The following is a 16,468-nucleotide window of genomic DNA, read 5'->3' on the forward strand; positions in this document are numbered from 1 at the left end:
TGAAGCGGTGTCTTTACGGCCACAATGGGGGGATGAGCGACAGCCCATCTCCCCTCGCCGACCCGCACATCGCCTTCGATCCGACCGACGGACGCCGGGACATCGTCGTCCTCGGCTCCACCGGCTCCATCGGAACCCAGGCCATCGACCTCGTCCTGCGCAACCCCGACCGCTTCCGCGTCACCGCGCTCTCCGCCGCCGGCGGACGGGTCGGGCTGCTCGCGGAGCAGGCCAGGCGGCTGCGGGTCGAGACGGTCGCGGTCGCCCGGGAGGAGGCCGTCCCCGCGCTGCGCGAGGCGCTGGCGGCCGAGTACGGCTCCGAGCCGCTGCCCGAGATCCTCGCCGGGCCGGCGGCTGCCGCGGAACTCGCGGCCTCCGAGTGCCACACCGTGCTCAACGGCATCACCGGCTCCATCGGCCTCGCCCCCACCCTCGCCGCGCTCACGGCGGGCCGCACCCTGGCCCTCGCCAACAAGGAGTCGCTCATCGTCGGCGGGCCGCTGGTGAAGGCCGTCGCGGCACCCGGCCAGATCATCCCGGTGGACTCCGAGCACACCGCCATCTTCCAGTCGCTGGCCGCCGGCACCCGCGCCGACGTCCGCAAGCTGATCGTCACCGCCTCCGGCGGCCCCTTCCGCGGCCGCACCCGGGCCGAGCTGGCCGACGTCACCCCCGCCGCCGCCCTCGCCCACCCCACCTGGGCCATGGGCCCAGTGATCACGGTCAACAGCGCGACCCTGGTCAACAAGGGCCTGGAGGTCATCGAGGCGCACCTCCTCTACGACGTGCCCTTCGACCGCATCGAGGTCGTCGTCCACCCCCAGTCGTACGTCCACTCGATGGTGGAGTTCACCGACGGCTCCACCATCGCCCAGGCCACCCCGCCCGACATGACCGGCTCGATCGCCGTCGGCATCGGCTGGCCCGAGCGGGTCCCCGACGCGGCCCCGTCCTTCGACTGGACCAAGGCCTCCTCCTGGGAATTCCTCCCCCTCGACACCGAGGCCTTCCCCTCCGTGGGGCTCGCCCGCCGGGTGGGGGAGCTGGGCGGCACCGCCCCGGCGGTGTTCAATGCCGCGAACGAGGAGTGCGTGGACGCGTTTCTCGCCGGACGGCTGCCGTTCAACGGAATCATGGATACGGTCACCGAAGTCGTCGCCGAACACGGAGCCCCCGACCGGGGAACTCCGCTGACGGTGTCGGACGTCCTGGAAGCGGAGAGCTGGGCCCGGGCCAGGGCCCGGGAACTGGCAGGCAAAGCCACAGCGGAGGCGCGCGCATGACGTTGCTGTTGACGGTCCTCGGCATAGCGCTGTTCGCCGTGGGACTGCTGTTCTCCATCGCCTTCCACGAGCTGGGCCATCTCTCGACGGCCAAGCTCTTCGGCATCCGGGTCCCCCAGTACATGGTCGGCTTCGGCCCGACCCTGTGGTCCCGCACCAAGGGCGAGACGGAGTACGGCGTCAAGGCCATCCCCATGGGCGGCTACATCCGCATGATCGGGATGTTCCCGCCCGGCGCCGACGGCCGGGTCGAGGCCCGCTCCACCTCGCCCTGGCGCGGCATGATCGAGGACGCCAGGACCGCCGCGTACGAGGAACTCCAGCCGGGCGACGAGAAGCGGCTCTTCTACACGCGCAAGCCGTGGAAGCGCGTGATCGTCATGTTCGCCGGGCCGTTCATGAATCTGGTCCTCGCCGTCGCGATCTTCCTCGGCGTCGCCATGGGCTTCGGCTTCGCCACCCAGACCACCGAGGTCGCGGGCGTCCCCCAGTGCGTCATCGCGCAGAGCGAGGACCGTACGAAGTGCGTCCCCGGCGACCCCGCGTCCCCCGCCAAGGCGGCCGGACTCAAGGTCGGCGACAAGATCGTCGCCTTCGACGGCAAGCCGGTGAACGACTGGGCCGGCCTCTCCGGCCTGATCCGCGACACCACCGGCAGCGCCGAGGTCACCATCGAGCGCGACGGCGAGCGGCAGACCCTGCGCGCCGATCTGATCACCAACAAGGTGGTCGCGAAGGACTCCGACGGCGAGGTCGTCCCCGGGAAGTTCGTGGAGGCCGGCTACCTCGGCTTCGCGGCCAGGACCGAGATCATGCCGCTCTCCTTCCCCGACTCCGTGGACCGCATGGGCGGCATGCTGGAGAACGGGGTGGAGTCGATCATCGCGCTCCCCGCCAAGGTCCCCGACCTGTGGAACGCGGCCTTCGGCGACGGCGAACGCAAGGACGACTCCCCGGTCGGCGTCGTCGGCGCGGCCCGCATCAGCGGCGAGGTGATGAACCTCGACGTCCCCACCCAGAACATCGTGGCCAGCTTCATGCTGCTGCTCGCGGGCTTCAACCTCTCGCTCTTCCTCTTCAACATGCTGCCGCTGCTGCCGCTGGACGGCGGACACATCGCGGGAGCGCTCTGGGAGTCCGCGCGCCGCAAGGTCGCCCGGCTCTTCAAGCGGCCCGACCCCGGCCCCTTCGACGTCGCCAAGCTGATGCCGGTCGCCTACGTGGTGGCGGGGATCTTCATCTGCTTCACGCTGCTGGTACTGGTCGCGGACATCGTCAATCCGGTCAAGATCAGCTGATCCGCCGACGGGTCCCGACCCGGCCGGGCACACGGGACCCCCGGTGCCCGGCCGCTCATCAATCCGGCGGTTTCTCCGCGCGCGATGTGCTTGTCGTAACCGAGGTGCCGTAATCTCGGACCCTGGAGCCCGCCGATTCGGGACCTCGATCCACACCTTGGGGTTGCACAGCACATGACCGCGATTTCTCTCGGTATGCCTTCCGTTCCGACCAAACTCGCCGACCGGCGGGTCACCCGGAAGATTCAGGTCGGCTCGGTCGCCGTCGGCGGCGACGCCCCCGTCTCCGTGCAGTCGATGACCACCACACGGACCTCCGACATCGGCGCCACCCTCCAGCAGATCGCCGAGCTGACCGCCTCCGGCTGCCAGATCGTCCGGGTCGCCTGCCCCACCCAGGACGACGCCGACGCGCTCTCCGTGATCGCCCGCAAGTCGCAGATCCCGGTCATCGCCGACATCCATTTCCAGCCGAAGTACGTCTTCGCCGCCATCGACGCCGGCTGCGCCGCGGTCCGGGTGAACCCCGGCAACATCAAGCAGTTCGACGACAAGGTCAAGGAGATCGCCGCGGCGGCCTCCGCCTCCCGCACCCCGATCCGCATCGGCGTCAACGCTGGCTCGCTCGACGCGCGGCTGCTGGCCAAGTACGGCAAGGCCACCCCCGAGGCGCTCGTCGAGTCCGCCCTCTGGGAGGCCTCCCTCTTCGAGGAGCACGGCTTCCAGGACATCAAGATCTCGGTCAAGCACAACGACCCGGTCGTGATGGTCAACGCCTACCGCCAGCTCGCCGCCCAGTGCGACTACCCGCTCCACCTCGGCGTCACCGAGGCCGGCCCCGCCTTCCAGGGCACCATCAAGTCCGCCGTCGCCTTCGGCGCGCTGCTCAGCGAGGGCATCGGCGACACCATCCGCGTCTCCCTCTCCGCGCCCCCGGCCGAAGAGGTCAAGGTCGGCATCCAGATCCTGGAGTCGCTCAACCTCCGCCAGCGCCGGCTGGAGATCGTCTCCTGTCCGTCCTGCGGCCGCGCCCAGGTCGACGTCTACAAGCTCGCCGACGAGGTCACCGCAGGCCTGGAGGGCATGGAGGTGCCGCTTCGCGTCGCCGTCATGGGCTGTGTCGTCAATGGGCCCGGCGAGGCCCGTGAGGCCGACCTCGGAGTCGCCTCCGGCAATGGCAAGGGCCAGATCTTCGTCAAGGGCGAGGTCATCAAGACCGTGCCCGAGGCCAAGATCGTCGAAACCCTGATCGAAGAGGCGATGAAGCTCGCCGAGCAGATGGAGAAGGACGGCATCCCCTCCGGGGAGCCCACCGTCTCCATCAGCTGACACCCTTCCACCGGGGCCCCGCCCGCGCCGTCGCGCGAGCGGGGCCCCGCTGTGCGCTCGGCACCCGGCCCACCTGGCGGGTACAGTGCGGAGATCGGCAGACAGCAGGTGAGGCCCCCTCGTGTTGACGCAGACCACCACCCGGGTCCTCGAACCCAGCGACCTCGGCGCAGCGCTCGCCGTCCTGGAGAGCGAGCCCGTCGCGAACGCCTTTGTGACCTCGCGCGTCCAGGTCGCCGGACTCGACCCCTGGCGGCTCGGCGGTGAGATGTGGGGCTGGTACGCCGACGGACGGCTCCGCTCCCTGTGCTACTCCGGCGCGAACCTCGTCCCCATCTGCGCCACCCCCGAGGCCGTCCGCGCCTTCGCCGACCGCGCCCGCAGGGCCGGCCGCCGCTGCTCCTCCATCGTCGGCCCCGCCGAGCCCACCGCCCTGCTGTGGCGGCTCCTCGAACCCAGCTGGGGCCCCGCCAGGGACGTACGCCCGAGGCAGCCCCTGATGGTCACCGACCGGCTCCCCGCCGACGTCCGGCCCGACCCCTACGTCCGCCGGATCCGCAAGGACGAGATGGACGTGATCATGCCCGCCTGCGTGGCCATGTTCACCGAGGAGGTCGGCGTCTCGCCGATGGCCGGCGACGGCGGACTCCTCTACCAGGCCCGGGTCGCCGAGCTGGTCGGCGCCGGCCGCTCCTTCGCCCGCATCGAGGACGGCCGGGTCGTCTTCAAGGCCGAGATCGGGGCCGCGACCACCCAGGCCTGCCAGATCCAGGGCGTCTGGGTGGACCCCGAGTTCCGGGGCCGGGGACTCTCCGAGACCGGTATGGCCGCCGTACTGCGCTACGCCCTCGCCGATGTCGCCCCCGTTGTCAGCCTGTACGTGAACGACTACAACACCGCCGCGCGGGCCGCGTACCGCCGCGTCGGCTTCGAGGAGACCGGCGCCTTCATGAGCGTGCTGTTCTGACGGTTCCGAAGTGCGCCGTCCCGGCCCGGGACGGCGGCAAGTAGGGTTCCGCCCATGGCAGCCCTTCCCGATGTCGTGGTCGAGCCGGTCGACCTCAGCGCCCGCATCGACGAGGCCCTCGCGGTGCAGGCCCTCGCCTTCGGGCTCACCGCCGACGAGATCGAGGTGCGCCGCCACATCGTCCACCGGCATCTCCTCCAGCCCGGGGCCCGCGCGCTCGGCGCGCTCACCGGCACCGGCCGGCTCGTCGGCTTCGTCTACGGCATGCCGAACGACCGCCGCCACTGGTGGTCCACGATCGTGGAGCCCTATCTGCGCCGCACCGGCGACGAGGAGTGGCTCACGGACTCCTTCGTGATCACCGAACTCCATGTACACCCCGCCTTCCAGGCCCGCGGCATCGGCCGGACGCTGATCACCACGATCACCGACGGGGCGGACGAGCCCCGCTCGATCCTCTCCGCCATCGACATCGAGTCACCGGCCCGCGGCCTCTACCGCCGGCTGGGGTACGAGGACCTCGCCCGCCGTGTCCTGTTCCCCAGCGCGCCGAGTCCGTACGCCGTGATGGGGGCCCGGCTCCCCCTCCTGCGCGGCAACTGATTTCCGCCCTCACCCGCCGCCCGGCTAACCTCTCGGACACCACCCTTTCTTGACGCAGGAGAGTTCCCCATGGCAGCCCAGGTCCAGCGCATGTCCCGTCTGATGGTCAAGACACTGCGCGACGACCCCGCGGACGCCGAGACACTCAGCCACAAACTGCTGGTCCGCGCGGGCTACGTCCGGCGGAACGCGGCCGGCATCTGGTCCTGGCTGCCGCTCGGCAAGCAGGTGCTGGAGAACGTCACCCGCGTGGTGCGCGAGGAGATGGACGCGATCGGCGGGCAGGAGGTCCTGCTCCCCGCCCTGCTGCCGAAGGAGCCCTACGAGGCGTCCGGCCGCTGGGAGGAGTACGGCCCGGAGCTGTTCCGGCTCAAGGACCGCAAGGGCACGGAGTATCTGCTCGGCCCGACCCACGAAGAGATCTTCACCCTCCTCGTCAAGGACCAGTGCACGTCCTACAAGGACCTGCCGGTCACCCTGTACCAGATCCAGACGAAGTACCGCGACGAGGCCCGCCCGCGTTCGGGCATCCTGCGCAGCCGCGAGTTCCTGATGAAGGACTCGTACTCCTTCGACACCACGGACGAGGGCCTGGCCGAGTCGTACGCGCTCCACCGCGGGGCGTACATCAAGATCTTCCAGCGGCTCGGTCTCGACCACCGTGTCGTCTCCGCCGTCTCGGGCGCGATGGGCGGCTCCGCCTCGGAGGAGTTCCTGGCCCCGGCGGCGGCCGGCGAGGACACCTTCGCCGACTGTCCCTCCTGCGAGTACGCGGCCAACACGGAGGCCGTGACCTTCACCGCCGCCGTGGCCGGGACCGCCGAGCACCCGGCGGCCGAGGAGATCGACACCCCCGACACGCCCACCATCGAGACCCTCGCCCGGCACCTGGGCGTGCCCGCCTCCGCCACCCTGAAGAACCTCCTGGTCAAGGTCGACGGCGAGATCGTCGCGGTGGGCGTCCCCGGTCACCGCGAGGTCGACCTCGGCAAGCTCTCCGACCACCTCGCGCCCGCCCAGGTCGAACTCGTCACCGCCGAGGACTTCACCGGCCGCCCCGACCTGGTGCGCGGCTACGTCGGCCCGCAGGGCCTGGAGAAGGTCCGCTACCTCGCCGACCCCCGGGTCGCCGCCGGCACCGCATGGATCACCGGAGCCAACAAGGACGGCGTGCACGCGAAGAACGTCGTCGCCGGCCGTGACTTCACCGTCGACGAGTACGTCGACGTCGTCGTGGTCGAGGACGGCGACCCGTGCCCCCGCTGCGGCACGGGCCTGAAGCTCGACCGCGCGATCGAGATCGGCCACATCTTCCAGCTGGGCCGCAAGTACGCGGACGCCTTCCAGCTCGACGTCCTGGGCCAGAACGGCAAGCCCACCCGGGTGACCATGGGCTCCTACGGCGTCGGCGTCTCGCGCGCCGTGGCCGCCCTGGCCGAGCAGACCGCCGACGAGAAGGGCCTCTGCTGGCCCGCCGAGATCGCCCCCGCCGACGTCCACGTCGTGGCCGCCGGCAAGGCCGTCCAGATCGAACTGGCCCTCGACGTCGCCGAGCGGCTCGCCGCCGCCGGACTCCGCGTCCTCGTCGACGAGCGCCCCGGCGTCTCCCCCGGCGTCAAGTTCACCGACGCCGAACTGATCGGCGTCCCCAAGATCCTCGTCGCCGGCCGCCGCTCCGCCGAAGGCGTCCTCGAACTCAAGGACCGCCGCACCGGCGAGCGCGAGGAACTCCCCGCCGCCGAGGCCATCGCCCGCCTGAGCGCCTGACATCCCCCAAAGCGCCCCGGGTGGGAGGGAGACCGAGTGTCTCCCTCCCACCCGGACCCTCAGGTACGGCGACCCGCACAGCACCGGGCGTCGATCCCCGGCTCACAGCCAGGAGGCGAACTCCAGCGTCGCCTCCCCCTCCCGCACCCTCCCCGCCGCCATCGCCCGCGTCCCCGACTCCACCGCCCGGAACAGCCCCCACCCGCGCAGCCGCTCCGGATCCACCTCCAGCGAGTTCGCGAGCCGGGTCACCCGGCGGCGGGCCGCCGAGGCCCCCGCCGCCGAGGCGATCAGATCCTCGGCCCGGTCCCTGACCAGCCGCCCGAGGTCGTAGGCGCGCTCGCCCACCACCGGCTCGGGCCCCACCGCGAGCCAGGGGGTGCGGTCCGCCGCGAGGACCTTGCCCTGCCGGAAGGAGCCGTGGAGCAGAAAGCTCTCGGCGGAGTCCGACACCAGCCGGTCCCGGGCCTCCAGGGCCGCCGCCGCCAGCGGGTCGTCCATCTCCCGCAGCGCCGACGCCTGCCGGGCCGTACGCTCCGCCACCGTCTCGAAGCCGTGCCCCGGCGGGGGCTCGACCCACAGCCGCCGTACGATCCCGGCCGCCTCCAGCAGCGCCTTCGCCTCCGGCAGCGACCGCAGCGAGACCTCCGGGTGCAACCGCTCCAGCAGCAGCGCGTCACCCGCCCCCGCGACCGGGAGCGACCGCAGCGCCCCCCACCCGTCCCAGTGCTCCAGCGCCGCCCGCTCCAGCGCGGGGGAGGCCGAGGGCGGGGCGAGCTTCAGAGCCGCGGGCGTGGAGTCGGCGAGCCGTACGAGAACGATCAGACCGCTCCGGCCGCCGGGCGCGAGCACCCGCTCGACCCGGAGCCCGAGCCGTTCCACCGCCTCCTCGGCGATCCCGGGCAGCCGCCCGATCCACGCGTCGCTCTCTCCGAGCGCCCGCACCAGACGCTGGGGCGCTTCAAAACCCATGCGCGCGTAGTTCCCTTTTCCTCATCCGGACCGGCGCACCGCCGGTCCTCACCGCTCCCGGGCCCGCTCCGCGAGCCCAGGAAAGGCTACGCCGCTGCCCCGCCACCGCGCCGACCGCACCGCCGCCTCCCGCAGCGCCACCGCGGCCTCCTGCCGCAGCGCGCCGCCCCCGGCCCGTACGAGGTCGGAGTAGACGCCCGCGACCCGGTCCTCCAGGACGGCGGCGAGCCGCACCGCGGCCTCCTCGTCCGGCACCGGGAACGGCAGCGCGTAGGCGGGGGCGGCGGGCTCCGGCTCGCCGCCCAGATCGCGCACGGTGCGCGCCAGCGTGTCCCGGCGGGCCCGGTGCGCGCCGTACGCCGCGTCCGCCTCGGCCCCGCGGGCCGCGCCGACGCGCGCGCCGACGACCCCGTACCCGTACACCGCGGCGTGCTCGGCGGCGAGCGCCGCCCGTACCGCGGTGAGAACCCGCTCGGACTCCCCGCTCATCGCGAATCCCCGTTCGTCAGAAGAAATGCGTGGGCCGCGCCGGCCGCCGCCACCGAGGCCAGCAGCCGGGCGAACTCCGGGTCGCCGGTGTTCTGGAGGGCCGCCCCGTGGGTGTCGGAGGTACGGCGCTCCGCGTCCGCCAGCGAGGCCAGCGCGGACGGCTCGTCGGACGGCACCCGGACCGGCTCCGCCGTCCGGGTCGCCCCGCCCAGCGCGGTGACATGCTCGGACACGGAGGCCCGCAGCCCGCCCAGCCGGGCGCCGAGCCCGGGATGGCGGGCGATCGTGGCGTCGTAACGGTCGCGCAGCGCCCCGCTCGCCCCGGCCAGCCGCCGCCGCTCGGCGGCCTCCTCGGCCGCCGCCTCGGCGGTGAGGGCGGCGGTCCCGTCACCGGACGAGCCGGTCGAACAGCCGGTCAGCGCCCCGGCGGTGACCGCGCCCGTCACCACGAACAGACGTCTGCGTGTCGTCCCGGTGCGCCCCACGCGTGTCTCCCTCGACCTCGTGCCGACCTCATGGTGATCATCGCCGCAGGCGAGCGTACCCGCGGGGGCCCCTCGGGTGGACGGCAACACCCTCCGGGACCGGATACCCTTTGATTCACCACGCGACGAAACGCGACGATCCCACAACAGCACACGCGGCCGAGGAGTCACCCGGATGAGCACCACCCAGAGCGAGAGGCTGCGCGGGTTGCTGGAACCGCTCGTCAGCGCCGCCGACCTGGATCTGGAAGAGATCGAGGTCTCCCGCGCCGGGCGCCGCAGCCAGCTGAGGATCATCGTGGACTCCGACGACGGAGCCACCCTGGACGCCTGCGCCGAGCTGAGCCGCGCGATCTCCGACAAGCTGGACGAGACCGACGTCATGGGCGACGGCGAGTACGTCCTCGAAGTGAGTTCCCCCGGCGCCGAGCGCCCCCTGACCGAGCACCGCCACTACGCGCGTGCCGTCGGGCGGCTGGCCAGGTTCCACCTCCACGAGGGCGGGGAGCTCGTCGCCCGCATCCTCACCGTGGACGAGGAGGGACTCGACACCGAGGTGCCCGGAGTGAAGGGGCGCAAGCCCACCGCCCGCCGGATCGCCTTCGGGGAGATCGACCGGGCGCGCGTGGAGATCGAGTTCAACCGCAAGGACAAGAAGGAAGAGGAGGCGTAGCCGTGGACATCGACGTAAAGCTCCTGAAGGGCTTGGCACAAGAGAAGGAGATCCCCTTCGACCTGCTGGTCGAGGCGATCGAGTCGGCCCTCCTCATCGCGTACCACCGCACCGACGGCAGCAGCCGCCACGCCCGCGTGGTGCTCAGCCGCGACACCGGCCATGTGACCGTGTGGGCCAAGGAGGACCCCGCCGATCTGGAGGAGGGCCAGGAGCCCAAGGAGTTCGACGACACCCCGTCGGACTTCGGCCGGATCGCCGCCACCACCGCCCGCCAGGTCATCCAGCAGCGGCTGCGCGACGCCGAGAACGACGTCACCTTCGGCGAGTACGCCCGCCGCGAGGGCGATGTCGTCTCCGGCCAGGTGCAGCAGGGCAAGGACCCGAAGAACGTCCTGGTCCGGCTGGACGACAAGCTGGAGGCCATCCTGCCGGTGCAGGAGCAGGTCCCCGGCGAGGAGTACACCCACGGTCTGCGGCTGCGCACCTACGTGGTCCGGGTCGCCAGGGGTGTGCGCGGTCCGTCCGTCACGCTCTCGCGCACCCACCCCAACCTGGTGAAGAAGCTCTTCGCGCTGGAGGTCCCCGAGATCGCGGACGGCAGCGTCGAGATCGCGGCGATCGCCCGCGAGGCCGGCCACCGCTCCAAGATCGCGGTCCGCGCCATGCGCTCCGGGCTCAACGCCAAGGGCGCGTGCATCGGCCCCATGGGCGGACGTGTCCGCAATGTCATGGCCGAGCTGCACGGCGAGAAGATCGACATCGTCGACTGGTCCGACGACCCGGCCGACATGGTCGCCAACGCGCTCTCCCCGGCCCGGGTCAGCAAGGTCGAGATCGTGGACCTCGCCGCCCGCTCCGCCCGGGTGACCGTCCCCGACTACCAGCTCTCGCTGGCGATCGGCAAGGAGGGGCAGAACGCCCGTCTCGCCGCCCGTCTCACCGGCTGGCGCATCGACATCCGCCCCGACACCGAGCAGGCCGACCAGGACGACCGGGACTGACGGCGGCGGCCCCGGAGCCCGCCCGGGGAATACCCCCGGCGGGGCCCGGGGAATAAATCCGGCGCGGGATTCGTCGCATTCGGTGACACTGAGTGCGACGCCCCGCCGAGATCGAGACAACGATCGTTCGATTCTTGCCCGACGCGGGTGAGGTCGCTACGGGGAGGTAGACTTAATCGTGTCTGGCCGGACGCATGCCCGCCCACGCCCTGAACGTACATGTCCTGAACGGACATGTGTGGGGTGCCGGGAGCGAGCGGCCAAGACCGATCTGCTGCGCATCGTGGCCGTCGGAGACGAATACGTCCCCGACGATCGCGGTACGCTGCCCGGCCGGGGCGCGTATCTCCACCCCGCCACGGTCTGTCTCGATCTTGCTGTACGGCGCCGCGCGTTCCCCCGGGCCTTTCGGGGCGGAGGACCGCTCGACACCGCCGCGCTGCGAGGGCACATGGAGAAGGCAGAGCGGCAGGTTTTGTAAGAAGAAGTGCGGCACGGAGCCCCGTGCGGTCAGGTACCTCGCGAGTTGGAAGTAGGTCGAGATTGCGATGAGCACTCGATGAGTACGCGATGAGTACGCCCATGAAGTAGCGACGGTCCGGCGGTAACCCGGACCTAAAAGGAGCGAAGTGGCTAAGGTCCGGGTATACGAGCTCGCCAAGGAGTTCGGCGTAGAGAGCAAGGTCGTCATGGCCAAGCTCCAAGAACTCGGTGAATTCGTCCGTTCGGCGTCCTCGACGATCGAGGCGCCGGTTGTACGCAAGTTGACTGACGCACTGCAGGGACCCGGCTCCGCCGGCAAGTCCGCTGCCAAGCCCGGCGCGCCCCGCAAGGCCGCGCCGTCCCCCGCCCCCCGTCCGGGCGGTCCCACCCCCGGCGCGCCCTCCCCGGCCGCGCCGCGTCCGCCTGCCCCGAAGCCCGGCGCCCCGGCCCCCAAGCCGGCCGTCGCCGAGGCTCCCGTGAGCAGCGCGCCCGCCGGCACTCCGGCGGCGTCCGGCCCGCGTCCGGGCCCCAAGCCCGCCCCCGCGCGCCCCGCGGCCCCGGTGCCCCAGGCGGAGTTCTCCGCCCCGGCCCCGGCCCAGCCCGCCGCCCCGCAGGCCTCCCGTCCCGCCGCCACCCCCGGCCCGCGTCCGGCTCGTCCGGCCGCTCCCGGCGGTCAGCGCGACGGCGGCCAGCGCGACGGCGGTCAGCGTGACGGCGGCCGCGGCGGCGACCGTCCCGAGCGCCCCGCGCGTTCCGCGCCCGGCCAGGGCGGCCCCCGCCCCGGCGGCAACCGTCCGGCCGGTCCCCGTCCGGGCAACAACCCCTTCACCTCCGGTGGCTCCACCGGAATGGCGCGCCCGCAGGCGCCCCGTCCCGGCGGCGGCGCTCAGCGCCCCGGCGGCGGCGGTGCCTCCGGCGCCCCGCGTCCGCAGGGCGGCCCCGGCGGCGCTCCGCGCCCCCAGGGCGGTCAGGGCGGCGCTCGTCCGACTCCCGGCGGCATGCCTCGTCCGCAGGCCCCGCGTCCCGGCGGTGCCCCCGCCGGCAACCGCCCGAACCCGGGCATGATGCCGCAGCGTCCCGCTGCCGGTCCCCGTCCGGGTCCCGGCGGTGGCGGCGGTCGCGGTCCCGGCGCCGGTCCGGGTCGTCCCGGCGGCGGTGCCGGTGCCGGTCGTCCCGGTGGCGGCGGCGGCTTCGCCGGCCGTCCGGGCGGCGGTGGCGGCGGCGGTCGTCCCGGTGGCGGCGGCGGTGGCTTCGCCGGTCGTCCCGGTGGCGGTGGCCCCGGTGGCGGCGGCGGCTTCGGCGGCGGTCGTCCCGGCTTCGCCGGTCGTCCCGGCGGCCCCGGTGGCCGTGGCGGCACACAGGGTGCCTTCGGCCGTCCCGGCGGGCCCGCCCGTCGTGGTCGCAAGTCGAAGCGTCAGAGGCGCCAGGAGTACGAGGCCATGCAGGCCCCGTCGGTCGGCGGCGTGATGCTGCCCCGCGGTGGCGGCGAGACCATTCGCCTGTCGCGCGGCGCGTCCCTCACCGACTTCGCCGAGAAGATCAACGCCAACCCGGCGTCGCTCGTCGCGGTGATGATGAACCTCGGCGAGATGGTCACCGCGACCCAGTCCGTGACCGACGACACGCTGGTCATGCTGGCTCAGGAGATGAACTACCAGGTTCAGATCGTCAGCCCGGAGGAGGAGGACCGCGAGCTTCTCGAGTCCTTCGACATCGAGTTCGGCGAGGACGAGGGCGGCGAGGAGTTCCTCGTCTCGCGTCCCCCGGTCGTCACCGTCATGGGTCACGTCGACCACGGTAAGACCCGTCTGCTCGACGCCATCCGCAAGACGAACGTCGTCGCGGGCGAGGCCGGTGGCATCACCCAGCACATTGGTGCCTACCAGGTCGGCACCGAGGTCAACGGCGAGCACCGCAAGATCACCTTCATCGACACCCCCGGTCACGAGGCGTTCACCGCCATGCGTGCCCGTGGTGCGAAGTCCACCGACATCGCGATCCTCGTGGTCGCGGCGAACGACGGTGTGATGCCGCAGACGATCGAGGCGCTGAACCACGCCAAGGCGGCCGGTGTGCCGATCGTGGTCGCGGTCAACAAGATCGACGTCGAGGGCGCCGACCCGGTCAAGGTGCGCGGTCAGCTCACCGAGTTCGGTCTGGTCGCCGAGGAGTACGGCGGCGACACGATGTTCGTCGACATCTCCGCCAAGCAGGGTCTGCACATCGACTCCCTGCTGGAGGCCGTGGTCCTCACCGCGGACGCCTCCCTCGACCTGCGCGCCAACCCGGAGCAGGACGCACAGGGCATCGCGATCGAGGCCCACCTCGACCGCGGCCGCGGCGCCGTCGCGACCGTCCTGGTCCAGCGAGGCACGCTGCGCGTCGGCGACACGATGGTCGCGGGCGACGCCTACGGCCGAGTGCGCGCCATGCTCGACGACAAGGGCGAGAACCTGGAAGAGGCGGGTCCGTCGACCCCGGTCCTCGTCCTGGGTCTCACCAACGTCCCGGGCGCGGGCGACAACTTCCTGGTGGTGGACGAGGACCGTACGGCCCGTCAGATCGCCGAGAAGCGCGCCGCCCGTGAGCGCAACGCGGCCTTCGCCAAGCGCGTCCGCAGGGTCTCCCTGGAGGACCTGGACAAGGTGCTCAAGGCCGGCCTCGTGCAGGACCTCAACATCATCATCAAGGGTGACGCGTCCGGTTCGGTGGAGGCTCTCGAGTCCTCGCTGCTCCAGCTCGACGTCGGCGAAGAGGTCGACATCCGCGTCCTCCACCGTGGTGTGGGTGCGGTCACCGAGTCCGACATCGACCTGGCGATGGGCTCCGACGCCATCGTCATCGGCTTCAACGTCCGTGCGGCCGGCCGTGCCGCCCAGATGGCGGAGCGCGAAGGCGTCGACGTCCGGTACTACTCGGTGATCTACCAGGCCATCGAGGAGATCGAGGCGGCCCTGAAGGGTCTCCTCAAGCCGGAGTACGAAGAGGTCGAGCTGGGTACGGCGGAGATCCGCGAGGTCTTCCGCTCGTCCAAGCTGGGCAACATCGCCGGTGTCCTCATCCGCTCGGGCGAGGTCAAGCGGAACACCAAGGCGCGACTGCTGCGCGATGGCAAGGTCATCGCGGAGAGCCTCAACATCGAGGGTCTGCGCCGGTTCAAGGACGATGTCACCGAGATTCGCGAGGGCTTCGAGGGCGGTATCAACCTCGGAAACTTCAACGACATCAAGGTCGACGACGTCATCGCGACGTACGAGATGCGCGAGAAGCCGCGCGGCTGACCGTACGGCTGACGCGGAACAGTCGGCCGGGGCCGGTCGGCGGGAGAAATCCCGTCGATCGGCCCCGGCCGCTCCGTGTACGGTTCTGAATGTTCCTGCCAAGCGTTGGCGGGGGCATGACCCCGAACCGGCGGGACATCCGGATACATCCATGTATGTGGGGACACTGTCCTTTGATCTGCTTCTCGGTGACGTACGGTCGCTGAAGGAGAAGCGTTCCGTGGTCCGCCCGATCGTCGCCGAGCTCCAGCGGAAATTCGCGGTGAGCGTGGCGGAGACCGGAGACCAGGATCTTCACCGCAGGGCCGAGATCGGCCTGGCGGTGGTATCGGGTGACACGGGGCACCTCGCGGAAGTGCTGGACCGGTGTGAGCGCCTTGTCGCCGGCCGGCCGGAGGTGGAGCTGCTCTCGGTTCGACGCAGGCTCCACAGCGACGAAGACTGATGGCAAGGCAAGCAGGTAAGAAGGAGAAGGACCAGTGGCCGACAACGCGCGGGCGAAGAAACTGGCGGACCTCATCAGAGAAGTGGTCGCCGAGAAATTGCAGCGTGGCATCAAGGACCCGCGGCTCGGCACTCATGTGACCATCACGGACACCCGTGTCACCGGCGACCTGCGGGAGGCCACGGTCTTCTACACGGTCTACGGGGACGACGAGGACCGGGCGAGCGCCGCGGCGGGCTTCCAGAGCGCCAAGGGCGTGCTCCGCTCGGCGGTCGGCTCGGCGGCGGGCACCAAGTTCACGCCGACGCTGACCTTCGTGGCGGACGCGCTTCCCGAGAACGCCAAGTCGATCGAGAACCTGCTGGACAAGGCACGGAGCTCGGACGCCAGGGTGCGGGAGGCGTCCTCGGGCGCGACCTACGCCGGCGAGGCGGACCCGTACCGCAAGCCGGAGGACGAGGACGAAGCCTCCGCATGACACAGCAGACCACCACCCCCGACGGCCTGGTCATCGTGGACAAGCCGTCGGGCTTCACCTCGCACGACGTCGTCGCCAAGATGCGCGGGATCGCCAGGACCCGGCGCGTCGGACACGCGGGGACGCTCGACCCCATGGCCACCGGAGTGCTGGTGCTGGGCGTCGAGAGGGCGACCAAACTCCTCGGGCACCTCGCGCTCACCGAGAAGGAGTACCTGGGCACGATCCGGCTCGGTCAGAGCACCGTCACCGACGACGCCGAGGGCGAGATCACCTCGTCCACGGACGCCTCCGGGGTCACCCGGGAGGGCATCGACGCCGGTGTCGCCGCCCTGAGCGGCGCGATCATGCAGGTGCCGTCCAAGGTCAGCGCCATCAAGATCGACGGCAAGCGCTCCTACGCCCGGGTCCGGGGCGGCGAGGAGTTCGAGATCCCGGCCCGCCCGGTCACCGTCTCCTCCTTCGTGGTCTACGACGTACGCGAGGCCCGGGCGGAGGACGGCACACCCGTCATGGACCTGGTCGTCTCGGTCGTCTGCTCCTCGGGCACCTACATCCGGGCCCTCGCCCGTGACCTCGGCGACGGACTCGGCGTGGGCGGCCATCTCACCGCCCTGCGCCGCACCCGGGTCGGCCCCTACGGACTGGACGCGGCCAAGACGCTCGACCAGCTCCAGCAGGAGCTGACCGTCATGCCGATCGCGGACGCCGCGGCGGCCGCGTTCCCCCGCTGGGACGTGGACGACCGGCGCGCCAAGCTGCTGCTCAACGGCGTACGGCTGGACATACCGTCCCACGACCGGTCGCCGGTGGCGGTCTTCGGACCGGAGGACCGCTTCCTGGCCCTGGTCGAGGAGCAGCGCGGCAAGGCCAAGAGCCTCGCCGTCTTCGGCTGAGATCCGCTTCGAGCG

The 16,468-nt window shown here is 71.7% G+C and carries 16 protein-coding genes; 13 read left to right on the forward strand and 3 right to left on the reverse strand.

The window, feature by feature from the left end:
• Nucleotides 1-32 precede the first annotated feature (32 nt).
• The 6 genes from dxr to ABD371_RS04910 all read left to right on the forward strand — a co-directional run bounded on the left by dxr (nt 33) and on the right by ABD371_RS04910 (nt 7,247).
• Nucleotides 33-1,283 carry a 1-deoxy-D-xylulose-5-phosphate reductoisomerase gene (gene dxr, locus ABD371_RS04885; protein WP_344473054.1) on the forward strand — a complete coding sequence of 417 codons (1,251 nt, stop codon included), beginning with the start codon at nt 33-35 and terminating at the stop codon, nt 1,281-1,283.
• Nucleotides 1,280-2,581, forward strand: a complete 1,302-nt coding sequence (locus ABD371_RS04890) for a M50 family metallopeptidase (RefSeq protein WP_344473056.1) — start codon at nt 1,280-1,282, stop codon at nt 2,579-2,581. Before dxr ends, ABD371_RS04890 begins: the two co-directional genes overlap by 4 nt.
• Before the next feature lie 174 nt (nt 2,582-2,755).
• Nucleotides 2,756-3,910: a flavodoxin-dependent (E)-4-hydroxy-3-methylbut-2-enyl-diphosphate synthase gene (ispG, locus tag ABD371_RS04895; protein WP_344473058.1), complete on the forward strand. Its 1,155-nt coding sequence runs from the start codon at nt 2,756-2,758 to the stop codon at nt 3,908-3,910.
• Nucleotides 3,911-4,034: 124 nt separating this feature from the next.
• On the forward strand, nt 4,035-4,877 hold the full coding sequence (locus tag ABD371_RS04900) for a GNAT family N-acetyltransferase (protein WP_344473212.1): 843 nt from the start codon (nt 4,035-4,037) through the stop codon (nt 4,875-4,877).
• A 54-nt stretch (nt 4,878-4,931) separates the two neighbouring features.
• Entirely contained in the window at nt 4,932-5,480 is a 549-nt protein-coding gene (locus tag ABD371_RS04905) for a GNAT family N-acetyltransferase (protein ID WP_344473061.1), read from the forward strand.
• Between the two features lie 69 nt (nt 5,481-5,549).
• A complete protein-coding gene (locus ABD371_RS04910) occupies nt 5,550-7,247 on the forward strand; it encodes a proline--tRNA ligase (RefSeq protein WP_344473063.1) in 1,698 nt (565 codons plus the stop codon).
• Nucleotides 7,248-7,349: 102 nt separating this feature from the next.
• Here ABD371_RS04910 and ABD371_RS04915 read toward each other — a convergent pair whose 3' ends face one another.
• Genes ABD371_RS04915 through ABD371_RS04925 form a run of 3 tightly spaced genes read right to left on the reverse strand, consistent with a single transcriptional unit; the run spans nt 7,350 to nt 9,193 of the window.
• Nucleotides 7,350-8,219: an aminoglycoside phosphotransferase family protein gene (locus ABD371_RS04915; protein ID WP_344473065.1), complete on the reverse strand. Its 870-nt coding sequence runs from the start codon at nt 8,217-8,219 to the stop codon at nt 7,350-7,352.
• 48 nt (nt 8,220-8,267) lie between these two features.
• Nucleotides 8,268-8,708, reverse strand: coding sequence for a ferritin-like domain-containing protein (locus ABD371_RS04920; RefSeq protein ID WP_344473067.1), 441 nt, complete (start codon nt 8,706-8,708; stop codon nt 8,268-8,270).
• On the reverse strand, nt 8,705-9,193 hold the full coding sequence (locus tag ABD371_RS04925; protein WP_344473068.1) for a hypothetical protein: 489 nt from the start codon (nt 9,191-9,193) through the stop codon (nt 8,705-8,707). Before ABD371_RS04925 ends, ABD371_RS04920 begins: the two co-directional genes overlap by 4 nt.
• 175 nt (nt 9,194-9,368) lie before the next feature.
• Here ABD371_RS04925 and rimP point away from each other — a divergent pair, with 175 nt between their 5' ends.
• From rimP to truB, 7 genes are all read left to right on the forward strand, one after another.
• Nucleotides 9,369-9,866: a ribosome maturation factor RimP gene (gene rimP / locus ABD371_RS04930; RefSeq protein WP_344473070.1), complete on the forward strand. Its 498-nt coding sequence runs from the start codon at nt 9,369-9,371 to the stop codon at nt 9,864-9,866.
• A gap of 2 nt (nt 9,867-9,868) precedes the next feature.
• The gene (gene nusA / locus ABD371_RS04935; protein WP_344473072.1) at nt 9,869-10,870 is read left to right on the forward strand and encodes a transcription termination factor NusA; all 1,002 of its coding nucleotides are present in this window, start codon (nt 9,869-9,871) and stop codon (nt 10,868-10,870) included.
• Between the two features lie 178 nt (nt 10,871-11,048).
• Nucleotides 11,049-11,351 (forward strand): YlxR family protein, encoded by a 303-nt coding sequence (locus ABD371_RS04940; protein ID WP_344473074.1) that lies wholly within the window; start codon nt 11,049-11,051, stop codon nt 11,349-11,351.
• A gap of 148 nt (nt 11,352-11,499) precedes the next feature.
• Nucleotides 11,500-14,634: a translation initiation factor IF-2 gene (infB, locus tag ABD371_RS04945; protein WP_344473076.1), complete on the forward strand. Its 3,135-nt coding sequence runs from the start codon at nt 11,500-11,502 to the stop codon at nt 14,632-14,634.
• Between the two features lie 151 nt (nt 14,635-14,785).
• Nucleotides 14,786-15,079 carry a DUF503 domain-containing protein gene (locus ABD371_RS04950; protein ID WP_190125240.1) on the forward strand — a complete coding sequence of 98 codons (294 nt, stop codon included), beginning with the start codon at nt 14,786-14,788 and terminating at the stop codon, nt 15,077-15,079.
• Nucleotides 15,080-15,113: 34 nt separating this feature from the next.
• Nucleotides 15,114-15,557 (forward strand): 30S ribosome-binding factor RbfA, encoded by a 444-nt coding sequence (gene rbfA / locus ABD371_RS04955; protein ID WP_190125241.1) that lies wholly within the window; start codon nt 15,114-15,116, stop codon nt 15,555-15,557.
• Nucleotides 15,554-16,453, forward strand: a complete 900-nt coding sequence (truB, locus tag ABD371_RS04960) for a tRNA pseudouridine(55) synthase TruB (protein ID WP_344473080.1) — start codon at nt 15,554-15,556, stop codon at nt 16,451-16,453. The genes rbfA and truB overlap by 4 nt, the downstream gene beginning before the upstream one ends.
• Nucleotides 16,454-16,468: the final 15 nt, after the last annotated feature.

The organism is Streptomyces amakusaensis, from assembly GCF_039532665.1.
Taxonomy (GTDB): Bacteria; Actinomycetota; Actinomycetes; order Streptomycetales; family Streptomycetaceae; genus Streptomyces; species Streptomyces amakusaensis.

Coding starts and splice junctions, on each gene's coding strand:
- dxr (WP_344473054.1), top strand. CDS start 33: ATGAGCGACAGCCCATCTCCCCTCGCCGACCCGCACATCGCCTTCGAT.
- ABD371_RS04890 (WP_344473056.1), top strand. CDS start 1,280: ATGACGTTGCTGTTGACGGTCCTCGGCATAGCGCTGTTCGCCGTGGGA.
- ispG (WP_344473058.1), top strand. CDS start 2,756: ATGACCGCGATTTCTCTCGGTATGCCTTCCGTTCCGACCAAACTCGCC.
- ABD371_RS04905 (WP_344473061.1), top strand. CDS start 4,932: ATGGCAGCCCTTCCCGATGTCGTGGTCGAGCCGGTCGACCTCAGCGCC.
- ABD371_RS04910 (WP_344473063.1), top strand. CDS start 5,550: ATGGCAGCCCAGGTCCAGCGCATGTCCCGTCTGATGGTCAAGACACTG.
- ABD371_RS04915 (WP_344473065.1), bottom strand. CDS start 8,219: ATGGGTTTTGAAGCGCCCCAGCGTCTGGTGCGGGCGCTCGGAGAGAGC.
- ABD371_RS04920 (WP_344473067.1), bottom strand. CDS start 8,708: ATGAGCGGGGAGTCCGAGCGGGTTCTCACCGCGGTACGGGCGGCGCTC.
- rimP (WP_344473070.1), top strand. CDS start 9,369: ATGAGCACCACCCAGAGCGAGAGGCTGCGCGGGTTGCTGGAACCGCTC.
- ABD371_RS04950 (WP_190125240.1), top strand. CDS start 14,786: ATGTATGTGGGGACACTGTCCTTTGATCTGCTTCTCGGTGACGTACGG.
- truB (WP_344473080.1), top strand. CDS start 15,554: ATGACACAGCAGACCACCACCCCCGACGGCCTGGTCATCGTGGACAAG.